Here is a 13,903-nt window from a genome sequence, read left to right on the forward strand (position 1 = left end):
TGTCCTTCTGTGTCACTCCTCGTCCCGTCTCCCGATGAGCCTCGCCGCCCTACGGGTACCGCCCTGACACGCTCCCCCGCGAATGCTCGCCCCCCAGACATGGCCATGCGATCAAGTCTGGCAAAGAAGAGGGCCCGCCGTCCCGTACCGGACGGCGGACCCAAACCATCATGTCGGCCTAGACCATTAATGGATTAGCCAAGCGTCTTACTTGGCGTCGCCCTCGTTGTCGTCGGACTCGGCTTCGGCCTTGGTGTCCTCGACCTTGGTCTCCTCGACCTTGGTCTCCTCCGCCTTGGTCTCCTCCGCCTTGGTCTCCTCCGCCTCGGTCTCGTCCTCGGCGGGTGCCTCGTCCTCGGCCGCCTTCGCCGGCGCGGCCTTGGTGGCGGGCGCGGCCTTGGTGGTCGTGACGGACGGCATCGGCTCCTGGACCAGCTCGATCACGGCCATCGGCGCGTTGTCACCCTTGCGGGGGCCGATCTTGGTGATGCGGGTGTAGCCGCCGGGGCGGCCCTCGAAGCGCGGCGCGATCTCGGTGAAGAGCTCGTGCACGACGCCCTTGTCGCGGATCGTGCGGGCCACCAGGCGACGGTTGTGCAGGTCGCCCTTCTTGGCCTTGGTGATCAGCTTTTCGGCCAGCGGGCGGACCCGGCGGGCCTTGGCCTCGGTGGTGGTGATGCGGCCGTGCTCGAACAGCGCCGTCGCCAGGTTCGCGAGGATGAGGCGCTGGTGCGCGGGGCTGCCGCCGAGGCGGGCGCCCTTGGTGGGCTTGGGCATGGTGCTTCCTTCCTGCACCGGCCGTGTCAGGTACCGGTGTCAGCTGGTTCCGGTACGGCCGGGGAACACGCCCCCGGCCGTCCGGAATCGGGTTTCTAGTACTGCTCGGTCTCGGCGTAGCTCTGGTCGTCGTCGCTGTAGGTGTCGGCCGCCGCGCTCGGGTCGAACCCGGGCGGGGAGTCCTTCAGCGACAGGCCCATGTCGTTGAGCTTCTGCTTGACCTCTTCGATCGATTTGGCGCCGAAGTTCCTTATGTCGAGCAGGTCCTGCTCGGAGCGGGCGACGAGCTCGCCCACCGAGTGGATGCCCTCGCGCTTCAGGCAGTTGTAGGAGCGGACGGTGAGGTTCAGCTCCTCGATCGGCAGGGCCAGGTCGGCGGCGAGCGCCGCGTCCGTCGGGGACGGGCCCATGTCGATGCCCTCGGCCTCGACGTTGAGCTCCCGGGCCAGCCCGAACAGCTCGACGAGGGTCTTGCCGGCGGAGGCGACCGCGTCGCGCGGCAGCATCGCCTGCTTGGTCTCCACGTCCAGGATGAGGCGGTCGAAGTCGGTGCGCTGCTCGACGCGGGTCGCCTCGACCTTGTAGGTGACCTTCAGCACGGGCGAGTAGATGGAGTCGATCGGGATCCGGCCGATCTCCTGGCCCGGCTGCTTGTTCTGCGCGGCGGAGACGTAGCCGCGGCCGCGCTCGACCGTCAGCTCCATCTCCAGCTTGGCCTTGTTGTTCAGGGTGGCGATGTGCAGGTCGGGGTTGTGGACCTCGACGCCCGCGGGCGGCGCGATGTCGGCCGCGGTGACCTCGCCCGGGCCCTGCTTGCGCAGGTACATGACCACGGGCTCGTCGTGCTCGGAGGAGACGACGAGCTCCTTGAGGTTCAGGATGATGTCGGTGACGTCCTCCTTCACCCCTGGAACGGTGGAGAACTCGTGGAGGACGCCCTCGATGCGGATGCTGGTGACGGCCGCACCGGGGATCGAGGAGAGCAGGGTACGACGCAGCGAGTTGCCGATCGTGTAGCCGAAGCCCGGCTCCAGCGGCTCGATGGTGAACCGCGACCGGTACTCGTCGACCTGCTCTTCGGTGAGAGTGGGACGCTGAGCGATGAGCATGGTGCCTTCTTTCCGCGGTGCCCGCTATTTGACTACCGCGTCTGTGACTGTTCCCCGATTCGCCGGGATCCCACGAGAAGAACCCGCGGAATCCCGGCGGACGGAGCTCTTACTTCGAGTAGTACTCGACGATCAGCTGCTCCTGGATGGGAGCGTCGATCTGCTGGCGGACCGGCATCGAGTGCACGAAGATCCGCATCTTGTCGCCGTCCACCCCGAGCCAGGCCGGGACGGGACGGTCGCCGACCTCGGCCTTGGCGACCTGGAACGGCGTCATCTCCAGCGACTTCGGCTTCACGTCGACGATGTCGGCCTCGGTCACCAGCGCCGACGGGATGTTGACCTTCTTGCCGTTGACCCTGATGTGGCCGTGGCGGATCAGCTGCCGGGCCATGTCGCGGGACTTGGCGAAGCCCGCGCGGTAGACCACGTTGTCGAGACGGCGCTCCAGGAGGGTGAGCATGTTCTCGCCCGTCTTGCCCTGCTGGCGGTTCGCCTCGACGTAGTAGTTGTGGAACTGCCGCTCCAGCACGCCGTAGATGCGCCGCGCCTTCTGCTTCTCGCGAAGCTGCAGCAGGTACTCGGTCTCCTTCGGCCGGCCGCGTCCGTGCTCACCCGGCGGGTAGGGACGGATCTCGATCGGGCACTTGGGGCCCTCGCACTTGCTGCCCTTGAGGAACAGCTTCATCTTCTCGCGGCGGCAGAGCTTGCAGTCCGCACCGGTGTAACGAGCCATTGTTCTAGATCTCCCCTGCCTCAGACCCGGCGACGCTTCGGCGGGCGGCAGCCGTTGTGCGGAACGGGCGTGACGTCCTGGATCGAGCCCACCTCCAGGCCGGTCGCCTGCAGCGACCGGATGGCGGTCTCGCGGCCCGAGCCCGGGCCCTTCACGAAGACGTCGACCTTGCGCATCCCGTGCTCCATCGCGCGCCGGGCGGCGGCCTCGGCGGCCTGCTGCGCGGCGAACGGCGTGGACTTGCGGGAGCCCTTGAAGCCGACGTGCCCGGACGAGGCCCAGGAGATCACGTTGCCGTTGGGGTCGGTGATCGAGACGATCGTGTTGTTGAACGTGCTCTTGATGTGGGCGTGCCCGTGAGCGACGTTCTTCTTTTCCTTGCGGCGCACCTTCTTCGCGCCGACACGGCTTTTAGGAGGCATCTGCTCTCTCTACTCTTGAGGTCATCGATCCGGAGGACCGACTCCGGACTACTTCTTGCCGGCCTTCTTCTTGCCGGCCACGGTCTTCTTCTTGCCCTTGCGGGTGCGCGCGTTGGTCTGCGTGCGCTGACCGTGCACGGGGAGCCCGCGGCGGTGCCGGATGCCCTGGTAGCACCCGATCTCGATCTTGCGGCGAATGTCCGCCTGGACCTCGCGGCGAAGATCACCCTCGATCTTGTAGTTCGCCTCGATCCAGTCGCGGAGCTTCACCATCTCGTCGTCGCCGAGCTGGTGCACCCGCAGGTCGCCGCTGATGCCGGTGCCCGCGAGGGTCTCCAGCGCCCGCGTCCGGCCGATGCCGAAGATGTAGGTGAGAGCGACCTCCAGGCGCTTTTCGCGCGGGAGGTCGACGCCGAGGAGGCGTGCCATGTGGGCAGTTCCCTTTCGTTACGCGGAGGTATGGACGCGTCGCTTCCGCGAACACCCTGCCCGGGTGGCGGCCCCGGCCTCCGACGATCCGGGGGTGGTCCTCACACGGTGGTGCCGCACGAACCGATCTTTCGACGGGTCGTACGGCGGCCTGTGTGAAGGTTGCGATGCGCTTGCTGTTGTGCGGCGCCCGGTCGGCACCGGCCCAGGTGGGCCAGTGTCAGCCCTGGCGCTGCTTGTGGCGCGGGTCAGAGCAGATGACCATGACCCGGCCGTGCCGCCGGATGATGCGGCAGTTCTTGCAGATCTTCTTGACGCTCGGCTTGACCTTCACTGGGTCTCCTAGAGATCAGGGTCACCCCCGCGCCGCCACGCACGGGGAAGGCAACCCCAGTGGGATTCACTTGTAGCGGTAGACGATCCGACCGCGCGTGAGGTCGTAGGGGCTCAGCTCCACAACGACGCGGTCGTCCGGCAGGATCCGGATGTAGTGCATCCGCATCTTGCCGCTGATGTGGGCGAGCACCTTGTGCCCGTTGTCGAGCTCCACCCGGAACATGGCGTTCGGGAGGGACTCGATGACGGTGCCCTCGATCTCGATGGCCCCTTCTTTCTTGGGCATGTCCTCCGCGCTTCACTGATCGGCTCATTGGACTCGGCCCGGCTCCCGGAGGAGAATCGGCCGCAATCCACAATCCACACCGAGACGCGGGAGGCGTCAGGAAGGGGAATCAGAGCGGCCGGCGACGGACCGACTAGGGAGTGTACGTCAACCGGCCGTCCATTGCGAAATCAGCACAAGACACGGGCGCGGAGACTCCTCCCGACTCAAGCATACATCGCGCCCGCGTTGTACCTTTCAGGAGAGATACGTTCGAGGAGGATCAGCATGCCGAGCTATGACTTCGCGCTGATCCTGAGCCGTCCCCTCTACGAGGACGAGCTGGACCCGCTGTTCGGCCGCACGCACGGCGCCGTCACCGTGTCGATCATCAGCGAGCCCCAGCACGCCGACCGTCCGGGCAACGCGTCCTGCTCCTGGCCCGGCACCACCCTCGCCGCGGCGATCATGGAGGTAGTCGCGCACGTCGAGGACAGCGCGCCCGGCGTGCACGTCGTCCAGGTCGAGGCCGACCCGCTGCTGACCATCCGCGACATCGCCGAGCGGGTCGGGCGGTCCCTCGACTCGGTCCGGCACGCGATCACCGGCTCCCGCGGCGCGGCCGGCTTCCCCTCGTCGGAGATGTCGACGGCCGGGCACCGGCTGTGGCGCTGGTCCAAGGTGGCCGCCTACTACGGGCTGGACGACCCGCAGCTCGTGGAGGCCAAGCCGACCGTCCAGGCGATCAACGGCTGGCTCGCGCTGCGCGACGTCGTCCCCGACGTGGCGCCCGCCGCCGAGGAGGTCACCTCGGCCCTCTCGCTGGTGATCCCGCACGTCGCGTAGATCCTGATTTCGCGTGGCCTGCCGTGCTTCGCGCAGGCCCTGTTTGCGGTCCTGCGTGTACGAACGTCCGGTCCGCCCTTGCCCAGGGTCGAGGCGGGGTGCCGCTGCGTGACGGCACCGGGAATCGGACGGGCGGCCGGCGGCACCCCCGAGTCGACAGTGCGGGCAGGCGGGGGCGAAGATCGTCCCGGTGCCGTTCCGGGGGGTGCCTGAACCGAAGGTCCGTGATGTGCTTGGGCAAGGGGGACGATCGATGGCGATCATCGCGCAGCTGAGCGATATCCACCTGGCGGCCGGCCGGGACGGCGAGGTGGATGACGGCTCGGGACCGGTCCGCGCGCTGCGGGCCGCCGTGTCGAGCCTGCTCTCGCTGCCCGCCCGCCCGGACGCCGTCGTCATCACCGGCGACCTCGCCGACGGCGGCGAGCACGCCGAGTACGCCCGGCTGCGCGCGCTGCTGTCACCGCTGCCGATGGCCGTCTACCCGATGTGCGGCAACCACGACGACCGCGACGAGCTGCGGAAGGTGTTCGACGACCATCCCGAGGTGACCGGCACGGGGAAGTTCCCGCAGGCGCCCGTCCAGTACGCCGTGGACGTCGCCGGCGTGCGGCTCGTCTGCTGCGACACCACCGTGAACGGCCACGCCCACGGGCACATGAGCGAGGAGCGGCTCGCGTGGCTCGACGGGACGCTCGCCGCCGCCCCCGGCACCCCGACCGTCGTCGCCACGCACCATCCGCCGTATCCGATCGGGATGCGGTTCATCGACGACCTGCGGTTCGTCGACCCGGCCGGGTTCGCGTCGGTGATCTCCCGGCACCGGCAGGTGGTGCGGGTGATCTCCGGGCACGTCCACCGGGCGTCGGTCGGGTCGCTGGCGGGGACCGTCAGCACCACGTGCCCGAGCACCTACCGGCAGCTGTTCCTCGACCTCACCTCGCAGGGGCGCGCGGCCGTCACCGGGGAGCCCGCCGGGTTCGCCATCCACCTCATCGGCCTCGACGGCTCGGCGACCACGCATTTCGCGCCGACCGGGAACTACCGCCCGCTGATGGACGTGGAGTGACCGTCCTGACCGCGGGGGCGGCGGTCAGCCGTCGTGGCGGCGGCCCAGGACGGTGCGCAGGAGCAGCAGCGCGCCCCACGGGCCCGCCACCCAGATCCACCACGGGTAGACGTCCGCGGCCCCCTGCACCGTCAGGATCAGCCAGATGACGAGGTTGATCCCGCCGACGACCGCCCACGCGCCCCACATCGCCTGCAGCCGCCGGTGTTCGAGGTCGCCCGACGACGCCCGGACGGCGGCCGACGCGGTGCTCTTCGGCTGCGACGCCGGGACGGGGAGCTGGTAGAGGTCTTCTTCCGGCAGGTCGGAGGTGACCTCCTGGAGCTGCCCGAGCGTCTTCGCCGCGTACACCGCATCGAGCCGCTCCTGCAGCTCCTCCATGGTGATACGGCCCTCGGCGCAGTGCTCCCGAAGGCTCTCCGCCGTACGGTCGCGGTCGGCGTCCGAGGCCCGCAGGTCAGGGTTCGGCGCCATGCTTCCTCCGCTCGTCAGGACGAGGTCTCTGTTCCATTCTGGACGAATCCGAGCTTCGTGAACCATTCTCGGCCCTCGTCGAGCGCCGTCAGGACGCGCGGGCCGTCCGGCGTGACCGCGAACGTGTGCTCGAAGTGCGCCGACGCGCGGCCGTCGACGGTGACGACCGTCCAGCCGTCCTCCAGCTCCACGGTCTCCTTCGCGCCGAGGTTCACCATCGGCTCGACCGCGAAGCACATCCCGGGCTCCAGGACGGGCCCGTGCCCGGCCGGCCCGTGGTTCGGGATGAGCGGGTCCATGTGCATCTCCGTCCCGATGCCGTGCCCACCGTACCCCTCGACGATGCCGTAGGCGCCCTGAGAGCGGATGTGAGCCTCGATCGCGTGCGAGATGTCTGAGAGCCTGGCCCCGGCCCTCCCGGCCGCCAGACCGTGCCACAGGGACGTCTCGGTGACCTCCAGCAGCCGCCGCCGCTCCGCGGTGATCTCCCCGACCGGGACGGTGATCGCCGCGTCGCCGTGCCAGCCCTCGACGATCGCGCCGCAGTCGATGGAGATGATGTCGCCGTCCGCGAGGACCTTCCCGGTCCGCGGGATGCCGTGCACGATCTCCTCGTTCACGGACGCGCAGATCGTCCCGGTGAACCCGTGGTAGCCCTTGAACGACGGGACGCCGCCGTTGTCGCGGATGTGCAGCTCGGCGAGCTCGTCCAGGTCCAAGGTGGTGATCCCGGGTTTCACGGCGTCGCGGAGCAGCTCCAGCGTCCGGCCGACCAGGAGCCCGGCCGCGCGCATCAGCTCGATCTGCTCCGCGGTCTTCATCTGGATCCCGGACCTGCGCCGTCTGATCATCTCTCCCCCTGAACGCGGGCGGACGCGGGGCCCGTTCGGGTTCCCCGCGTCCTCGCCGTCATTTCTCTGGCCGGCCTGACTCCGCTCCGGGCGGGTCTGGCGCCCCCTACCTCTCCAGGGGGCGCAGCGCGGTCAGGGCGCGCTTGGTGACCTCTTCGACCGGGCCCGTCGCGTCGATGCCGACGAGGATGTGCTCGTCGGCGTAGAACTGCACGAGCGGGGCCGTGTCGTGTTTGTAGACCTCCAGGCGATGCATGACGACCTCTTCCTTGTCGTCGTCGCGCTGGAAGAGGTGGCCGCCGCAGTCGTCGCAGATGTCGTCCTGCTTGTCGTCGAAGTCGACGTGCCAGATCCGACCGCACCGGTCACAGGTCCGGCGGCCCGAAAGCCGCCGGACGACCTCGTCCTCGTCGACGACGAGTTCGAGCACGATGTCGAGCTTGGCGTCCCACTCGGCGAGGATCTTCTTCAGCGTCTCCGCCTGCGGGACGTTGCGCGGGAACCCGTCCAGCAGGAACCCGTCGCGGGCGTCGTCCTCGGCGAGCCGGTCGCGGACCATCGCGATCGTGACCTCGTCGGGCACCAGATCGCCGCGGTCCATGTACTGCTTGGCCTGCCGGCCGAGCTCGGTACCGCCGCTCACGTTGGCGCGGAAGATGTCACCTGTCGAGATCTTCGGGACGGACAGATGCGATGCGATGAACTGGGCCTGCGTCCCCTTGCCCGCACCCGGGGGGCCCACCAGGACGATACGCATCTACCGAAGGAAGCCCTCGTAGTTGCGTTGCTGGAGCTGACTCTCGATCTGCTTCACGGTATCCAGTCCGACGCCGACGATGATGAGGATGCTCGCGCCGCCGAAGGGGAACTCCTGGGTGGCGTCCAGGAGTGCGAACGCCACCATGGGGATCAGCGACACGAACCCCAGGTAGAGCGCACCGGGTGTGGTGATCCGAGTCAGCACGAAGTCGAGGTATTCGGCGGTCGGCCGACCAGGACGGATACCTGGGATGAATCCACCATACTTCTTCATGTTGTCGGCCACTTCAGTGGGGTTGAACGTGATCGCCACGTAGAAGTAGGTGAAGAAGATGATGAAGACGAAGAAGACCGCCATGTGCCAGGGGTTGTCCTGCTGCAGGTAGGGCTGGACCTTCTGGAGCCACTTGGTGTCGGGCCATAGCTGCGTCGCGAGGACGGGCAGGTAGAGCAGCGACGAGGCGAAGATGATCGGGATGATGCCGGCCTGGTTCACCTTCAGCGGGATGTAGGTGGACGTCCCGCCGTACATGCGGCGGCCGACCATGCGCTTGGCGTACTGCACGGGGATGCGCCGCTGGGCCTGCTCGACGAACACGACGCCCGCCATGATCGCGAGGCCGACGAGCAGCACCACCGCGAAGACGAAGCCGTTCTTCGACTTGTAGATGCTCCAGAACTGGGCGGGGAAGACCGCGACGACCTGCGTGAAGATCAGCAGCGACATGCCGTTGCCGACGCCCCGGTCGGTGATCAGCTCGCCCAGCCACATGATCGTCGCGGTGCCGGCCACCATGCAGATGACCATCGTGATGATCGGGAACAGGCCGGTCTCGTACAGGATGTCGTCGCTGCCGGAGATTCCGGAGAACAGCTGCCCGGTGCTCGCCATCGCGACGATGCCGGTCGCCTGGAGGATCGCCAGCCCGACCGTCAGGTAGCGGGTGTACTGGGTGATCTTCGTGGTGCCGGCCTGGCCCTCCTTCTTCAGGGCCTCCAGCCGCGGGATCACCACCGTCAGCAACTGCAGGATGATGCTCGCCGTGATGTACGGCATGATGCCCAGCGCAAAGATCGACAGCTTCAGCAGCGCACCACCGCTGAACAGGTCGACAAGGCCGTAGAGGTTGTTGGCATCCTTGGCGTCGTCCGCCGTCTTCTTCAACACCTCGACGTTCACGTTCGGCGTCGGGATGATCGACCCCAGCCGGAACACCAAGATGATGAACAACGTGAACAACAGCTTTTTACGCAGGTCAGGGGTACGGAAAGCCCTGGTGAACGCGGTCAGCACCATTCCTCCTGCGTGACTGGCGAATTCATGGCCGCCGAGGGGCCGGTTACAGGTCCAAGACGTCGGGCGGAGAATACCGGGTGAGAGGTGGGAGTGTGCAATCTCACGCGGAACTCCGCCGGTGTGACTCTAACAGCAGATGCGACCGGGGCCGTCCCGCCGAACCCGGCGGCCTTACGGCCCCGGGCGCTTGGCGAGAGCGGCCCCGGCATCTGACGTGGTCCTTCTTAGAGCTCGTCGGCGGTTCCACCGGCCGCGGCGATCTTTTCCTTCGCGGCACCGGAGAAGGCGTGCGCCCGCACCTGGACCGCGACGGAGATCTCGCCCGTGCCGAGGACCTTGACCGGACGGCCCCGGCGCACCGCGCCCCTGGCCGCCAGATCGTCCGCCGTGACCTCGCCGCCCTCGGGGTAGAGCGCGGCGAGCTTGTCCAGGTTCACGACCTGGTACTCGACCCGGTTCGGGTTCTTGAAGCCCTTGAGCTTCGGAACCCGGCGGATCAGCGGCATCTGGCCGCCCTCGAACCCGACGGGCACGGTCCCGCGGGCCTTGGTGCCCTTGGTGCCGCGGCCCGCCGTCTTGCCCTTGGACGCCTCGCCGCGGCCCTTGCGGGTCTTCTTGCGGTTCGAGCCCGGGGCGGGACGCAGGTCGTGCACCTTCAGCGGAGTGCCCTCCGCCTCGGGGGCGTCCTTGGAGAGATCAGCCATCTCAGTCGACCTCCTCGACGGTGACCAGGTGCGCCACCGTCCGGATCATGCCGAGCACCTCGGGGCGGTCCTCGCGGACGACGCTCTGCCCGATCTTCTTCAGGCCGAGGGTGCGCAGCGTGTCACGCTGGTTCTGCTTCTCGCTGATCACCGACTTGGTCTGGGTGATCTTCAGCTGGCTCATGACGCCGCGGCCTCCGCCCTGGGCTCGCTGCCCGCGGCACGGGCCCGCAGCATCGCGGCCGGGGCGACGTCCTCGATCGGCAGACCGCGCTTGGCCGCGATCTCCTCGGGACGCTTCAGCGCCTTCAGGCCCGCGATCGTCGCGTGCACGATGTTGATCGCGTTGTCGCTGCCCAGCGACTTGCTCAGCACGTCGTGGATGCCGGCGCACTCCAGCACGGCGCGCACCGGGCCACCCGCGATCACGCCGGTACCGGGGCTCGCCGGACGCAGCAGGACCTCGCCCGCCGCGTCCCGCGCCTGCACCAGGTGCGGGATGGTGCCCTGGATCCGCGGGACCTTGAAGAAGTGCTTCTTGGCCTCCTCGACGCCCTTGGCGATCGCCGCGGGCACCTCCTTGGCCTTGCCGTAGCCGACGCCGACGGTGCCGTTGCCGTCACCGACGATCACCAGGGCGGTGAAGCTGAAGCGACGCCCGCCCTTGACGACCTTGGCGACACGGTTGATCGCCACGACCTTCTCGATGTACGACTGGCCCTTGTCGGCGCCACCGCGGCGGTCGTCGCGGCGATCGCGACGGTCGCCACCCTGACCGCCGCCACGCCTCTGCGCTGCCATCAGTGGTTCCTCTCGTTCTGGTTAAGGGCCCTCACAGTTGGAGACCCCCTTCGCGCGCACCGTCCGCGACGGCGGCGATGCGGCCGTGGTACTTGTTGCCGCCCCGGTCGAACACGACCGCGGCGACACCGGCCTCCTGGGCCCGCCGGGCGACGAGCTCGCCGACCTTGCGGGACTTGGCGGTCTTGTCGCCGGTGTCGGCGCGCAGGTCCGCCTCCATGGTGGACGCGCTGGCCAGCGTGTGGCCCTTGTCGTCGTCGATCACCTGGACGAACACGTGCCGGCTGGAGCGGGTCACGACCAGGCGAGGACGCTCGGCGGTGCCGAGGACCTTCTTGCGGACCCGGATGTGCCGGCGCCTGCGGGACTTGGCCCGCGCCGACGTGGCCTTTCCGGCCAGGGTCTTCGTGCCTGCCATGACTACTTACCAGCCTTTCCGACCTTGCGGCGGATCTGCTCGCCCTCGTACCGCACGCCCTTGCCCTTGTACGGGTCGGGCTTGCGCAGCTTGCGGATGTTCGCGGCGACCTCGCCGACCTTCTGCTTGTCGATGCCCTCGACGACCAGCTGGGTCGGGCGCTCCACCGTGAAGCTGATGCCCTCGGGCGGCTCCACGGTGATCGGGTGGCTGTACCCGAGCGAGAACTCCAGGTTCTTGCCCTTCGCCACCACGCGGTAGCCGACGCCCTGGATGACCAGGGTCTTCTTGTAGCCGTCGGTCACCCCGACGACCATGTTGTTGATCAGCGTCCGGGTCAGCCCGTGCAGGCCGCGCACCTTGTTGAGGTCGTTCGGCCGGGAGACGACGATCTTGCCGTCCTCCTGCTTGACCTCGATGGGCTCGGCGACCGTGTGCGACAGGGTGCCCTTCGGCCCCTTGACGGTGACCTCCCGGCCGTCGAGCTTGACCTCGACGTTGCCGGGCACGGCGATGGGGCTACGTCCGATTCGAGACATTGGTCAGTACCCCCTCACCACACGTAGGCGAGGACTTCGCCGCCCACGCCGCGCTTGCCCGCCTGCCGGTCGGTCATCAGGCCGGAGGACGTCGAGATGATCGCGACGCCCAGTCCGCCGAGGACCTTCGGCAGGTTGTCCTTCTTCGCGTACACGCGCAGACCCGGCTTCGAGACGCGCTTGATGCCGGCGATCGAACGCTCCCGCGTCGGCCCGAACTTGAGCTCGATGTTGAGCTTCTTGCCGACCTCGGCGTCCTCCACGCTCCAGCCCGAGATGTAGCCCTCCTGCTGGAGGATCTCGGCGATGTGCGCCTTGATCTTCGAGTACGGCATCGCCACCGAGTCGTGGTACGCCGAATTCGCGTTCCGCAGACGCGTCAGCATGTCTGCGATCGGGTCGGTCATCGTCATGGCCTACTGGCCCTCCCTCGCCGCGGTTTCCTCAGACTGGTGCGCCTGTGGACCTTCGGCGCGGTCGTGGGCGTCCTCGCGGACGCCCGGTCGGTCATTTTCAGGCCGGTTCCCGGCCGTCCCGGGGCCGCGCCCCGGGGCGCGGTCACCAGCTGGACTTCGTGATGCCGGGCAGCTCGCCGCGGTGGGCCATCTCCCGGAAGCACACGCGGCACAGGCCGAACTTCCGGTAGACGGAACGCGGACGCCCGCAGCGCGAGCATCGAGTGTACGCGCGGACGCCGAACTTCGGCTTGCGCGCCGCCTTGGCGATCATCGACTTCTTCGCCATGTGCTCAGTTCTCCTTGAACGGGAAACCGAGGAGCCTCAGCAGCGCCCGGCCCTCGTCGTCGGTCTTCGCGGTCGTCACGACCGTGATGTCCATGCCGCGCTGCCGGTCGACCTTGTCGGGGTCGACCTCGTGGAACATGACCTGCTCGGTCAGCCCGAACGTGTAGTTGCCGTTGCCGTCGAACTGCTTCGGCGACAGGCCGCGGAAGTCGCGGATGCGGGGCAGCGCCGTCGCGAGCAGCCGGTCCAGGAACTCCCACATGCGGTCGCCGCGCAGCGTGGCGTGCGCGCCGATCGGCATGCCCTCGCGCAGCTTGAACTGCGCGATGGACTTGCGGGCCCGGTTCACGGCCGGCTTCTGGCCGGTGATCAGCGACAGGTCGCGGATCGCGCCCTCGATCAGCTTGGCGTCCTTGGCCGCGTCGCCGACCCCCATGTTCACCACGATCTTGGTGAGGGTGGGGATCTGCATGACGTTGGCGTAGCCGAACTGCTCCCGCATCTGCCCCGCGATCTCCTCGCGGTAGCGGACCTTGAGCCGCGGCGGCGGCACGGGACGCGCGTCGGTCTGCGTCTCGGTGACGGTGTCGGTCATCGGTCTCAGATCTCCTTACCGCTGCGCCGCGAGATCCGGACCTTGGTCGTGGTCCCGTCCTCGTTCTCGTCGATGCGGTATCCGACCCGGACCGGCTTGCCGTCCTCCACGATCGCGACGTTGCTGACGTGCAGCGGCGCCTCGACCGTGACCCGGCCGCTCTCCTTGCCGGCGCGCTGCTGGTCGGCCTTGATGTTCTTGGTGATGAGGTTGACGCCCTCGACGACCACCCGCTCCTCGCGGGGGATGGTGCGCAGGACCTTGCCGGTCGCGCCCTTGTCCTTGCCGGCGAGGACGATGACCTCGTCGCCCTTGCGGATCTTCATCAGAGCACCTCCGGCGCGAGCGAGATGATGCGCATGAACTTCTTCTCGCGCAGTTCGCGGCCCACCGGGCCGAAGATTCGGGTGCCGCGGGGGTCGCCGCCGTCCTTGATGAGCACTGCGGCGTTCTCGTCGAAGCGGATGTAGGAGCCGTCCGGGCGCCGGCGCTCCTTGCGGGTGCGCACGACGACCGCCTTGACGACGTCGCCCTTCTTCACGCCCGCGCCGGGAAGGGCGTCCTTCACCGTCGCGACGATGATGTCGCCGACTCCCGCGTAGCGCCGGCCCGAGCCGCCGAGAACGCGGATGCAAAGGATCTCCTTCGCACCCGTGTTGTCGGCGACCTTGAGTCGCGACTCCTGCTGGATCACGTCAACTCCTGTTCGTCACACCGGTTCTGCCGCGAAAC

Annotated in this window: 23 protein-coding genes; 2 read left to right on the forward strand and 21 right to left on the reverse strand. The window is 68.3% G+C overall.

The features are described 5' to 3' along the window. Window positions 1-207: 207 nt before the first annotated feature. From rplQ to infA, 7 genes are all read right to left on the reverse strand, one after another. Window positions 208-777 carry a 50S ribosomal protein L17 gene (gene rplQ, locus E1264_RS02200; RefSeq protein WP_132169010.1) on the reverse strand — a complete coding sequence of 190 codons (570 nt, stop codon included), beginning with the start codon at window positions 775-777 and terminating at the stop codon, window positions 208-210. Between the two features lie 95 nt (window positions 778-872). Continuing rightward, entirely contained in the window at window positions 873-1,886 is a 1,014-nt protein-coding gene (locus E1264_RS02205; protein WP_067889182.1) for a DNA-directed RNA polymerase subunit alpha, read from the reverse strand. Window positions 1,887-1,995: 109 nt separating this feature from the next. Further along, window positions 1,996-2,622 carry a 30S ribosomal protein S4 gene (rpsD, locus tag E1264_RS02210; protein ID WP_132169012.1) on the reverse strand — a complete coding sequence of 209 codons (627 nt, stop codon included), beginning with the start codon at window positions 2,620-2,622 and terminating at the stop codon, window positions 1,996-1,998. Window positions 2,623-2,642: 20 nt separating this feature from the next. After that, entirely contained in the window at window positions 2,643-3,044 is a 402-nt protein-coding gene (rpsK, locus tag E1264_RS02215) for a 30S ribosomal protein S11 (protein WP_021596710.1), read from the reverse strand. Between the two features lie 48 nt (window positions 3,045-3,092). Continuing rightward, the gene (gene rpsM / locus E1264_RS02220; protein WP_132169014.1) at window positions 3,093-3,473 is read right to left on the reverse strand and encodes a 30S ribosomal protein S13; all 381 of its coding nucleotides are present in this window, start codon (window positions 3,471-3,473) and stop codon (window positions 3,093-3,095) included. A gap of 220 nt (window positions 3,474-3,693) precedes the next feature. Then, window positions 3,694-3,807, reverse strand: a complete 114-nt coding sequence (gene rpmJ / locus E1264_RS02225; protein WP_131963138.1) for a 50S ribosomal protein L36 — start codon at window positions 3,805-3,807, stop codon at window positions 3,694-3,696. Between the two features lie 66 nt (window positions 3,808-3,873). Beyond that, window positions 3,874-4,095, reverse strand: coding sequence for a translation initiation factor IF-1 (infA, locus tag E1264_RS02230; RefSeq protein ID WP_018657567.1), 222 nt, complete (start codon window positions 4,093-4,095; stop codon window positions 3,874-3,876). Between the two features lie 267 nt (window positions 4,096-4,362). Here infA and E1264_RS02235 point away from each other — a divergent pair, with 267 nt between their 5' ends. After that, window positions 4,363-4,920, forward strand: a complete 558-nt coding sequence (locus E1264_RS02235) for a hypothetical protein (protein ID WP_132169017.1) — start codon at window positions 4,363-4,365, stop codon at window positions 4,918-4,920. Window positions 4,921-5,173: 253 nt separating this feature from the next. Beyond that, complete coding sequence (locus tag E1264_RS02240) at window positions 5,174-5,989, forward strand: phosphodiesterase (protein WP_132169019.1); 816 nt, start codon at window positions 5,174-5,176, stop codon at window positions 5,987-5,989. A 24-nt stretch (window positions 5,990-6,013) separates the two neighbouring features. Here E1264_RS02240 and E1264_RS02245 read toward each other — a convergent pair whose 3' ends face one another. From E1264_RS02245 to rplN, 14 genes are all read right to left on the reverse strand, one after another. Next, entirely contained in the window at window positions 6,014-6,463 is a 450-nt protein-coding gene (locus E1264_RS02245) for a DUF1707 domain-containing protein (protein ID WP_132169021.1), read from the reverse strand. Window positions 6,464-6,477: 14 nt separating this feature from the next. Further along, on the reverse strand, window positions 6,478-7,314 hold the full coding sequence (gene map / locus E1264_RS02250) for a type I methionyl aminopeptidase (protein WP_132169023.1): 837 nt from the start codon (window positions 7,312-7,314) through the stop codon (window positions 6,478-6,480). Window positions 7,315-7,420: 106 nt separating this feature from the next. Continuing rightward, entirely contained in the window at window positions 7,421-8,071 is a 651-nt protein-coding gene (locus tag E1264_RS02255; RefSeq protein ID WP_132169025.1) for an adenylate kinase, read from the reverse strand. Further along, window positions 8,072-9,367, reverse strand: a complete 1,296-nt coding sequence (gene secY / locus E1264_RS02260; protein WP_132169088.1) for a preprotein translocase subunit SecY — start codon at window positions 9,365-9,367, stop codon at window positions 8,072-8,074. A gap of 227 nt (window positions 9,368-9,594) precedes the next feature. Further along, window positions 9,595-10,074 carry a 50S ribosomal protein L15 gene (gene rplO, locus E1264_RS02265; protein WP_132169027.1) on the reverse strand — a complete coding sequence of 160 codons (480 nt, stop codon included), beginning with the start codon at window positions 10,072-10,074 and terminating at the stop codon, window positions 9,595-9,597. Between the two features lies 1 nt (window position 10,075). After that, on the reverse strand, window positions 10,076-10,258 hold the full coding sequence (gene rpmD / locus E1264_RS02270) for a 50S ribosomal protein L30 (protein ID WP_132169029.1): 183 nt from the start codon (window positions 10,256-10,258) through the stop codon (window positions 10,076-10,078). Next, the gene (gene rpsE, locus E1264_RS02275; RefSeq protein ID WP_024934180.1) at window positions 10,255-10,878 is read right to left on the reverse strand and encodes a 30S ribosomal protein S5; all 624 of its coding nucleotides are present in this window, start codon (window positions 10,876-10,878) and stop codon (window positions 10,255-10,257) included. Before rpsE ends, rpmD begins: the two co-directional genes overlap by 4 nt. Before the next feature lie 28 nt (window positions 10,879-10,906). Next, window positions 10,907-11,293, reverse strand: coding sequence for a 50S ribosomal protein L18 (gene rplR / locus E1264_RS02280; protein WP_132169031.1), 387 nt, complete (start codon window positions 11,291-11,293; stop codon window positions 10,907-10,909). 2 nt (window positions 11,294-11,295) lie between these two features. Continuing rightward, window positions 11,296-11,832 carry a 50S ribosomal protein L6 gene (gene rplF / locus E1264_RS02285; RefSeq protein WP_132169033.1) on the reverse strand — a complete coding sequence of 179 codons (537 nt, stop codon included), beginning with the start codon at window positions 11,830-11,832 and terminating at the stop codon, window positions 11,296-11,298. 14 nt (window positions 11,833-11,846) lie between these two features. Further along, a complete protein-coding gene (gene rpsH / locus E1264_RS02290) occupies window positions 11,847-12,245 on the reverse strand; it encodes a 30S ribosomal protein S8 (RefSeq protein ID WP_132169035.1) in 399 nt (132 codons plus the stop codon). 145 nt (window positions 12,246-12,390) lie between these two features. Further along, window positions 12,391-12,576: a type Z 30S ribosomal protein S14 gene (locus E1264_RS02295; RefSeq protein WP_131963156.1), complete on the reverse strand. Its 186-nt coding sequence runs from the start codon at window positions 12,574-12,576 to the stop codon at window positions 12,391-12,393. Between the two features lie 4 nt (window positions 12,577-12,580). After that, window positions 12,581-13,171 carry a 50S ribosomal protein L5 gene (gene rplE / locus E1264_RS02300; RefSeq protein WP_132169037.1) on the reverse strand — a complete coding sequence of 197 codons (591 nt, stop codon included), beginning with the start codon at window positions 13,169-13,171 and terminating at the stop codon, window positions 12,581-12,583. Between the two features lie 5 nt (window positions 13,172-13,176). Then, window positions 13,177-13,497 (reverse strand): 50S ribosomal protein L24, encoded by a 321-nt coding sequence (gene rplX, locus E1264_RS02305; protein WP_132169039.1) that lies wholly within the window; start codon window positions 13,495-13,497, stop codon window positions 13,177-13,179. Continuing rightward, entirely contained in the window at window positions 13,497-13,865 is a 369-nt protein-coding gene (rplN, locus tag E1264_RS02310) for a 50S ribosomal protein L14 (RefSeq protein WP_021596728.1), read from the reverse strand. The genes rplX and rplN overlap by 1 nt, the downstream gene beginning before the upstream one ends. Window positions 13,866-13,903 lie beyond the last annotated feature (38 nt).

Source organism: Actinomadura sp. KC216 (assembly GCF_004348535.1).
GTDB lineage: Bacteria > Actinomycetota > Actinomycetes > Streptosporangiales > Streptosporangiaceae > Spirillospora.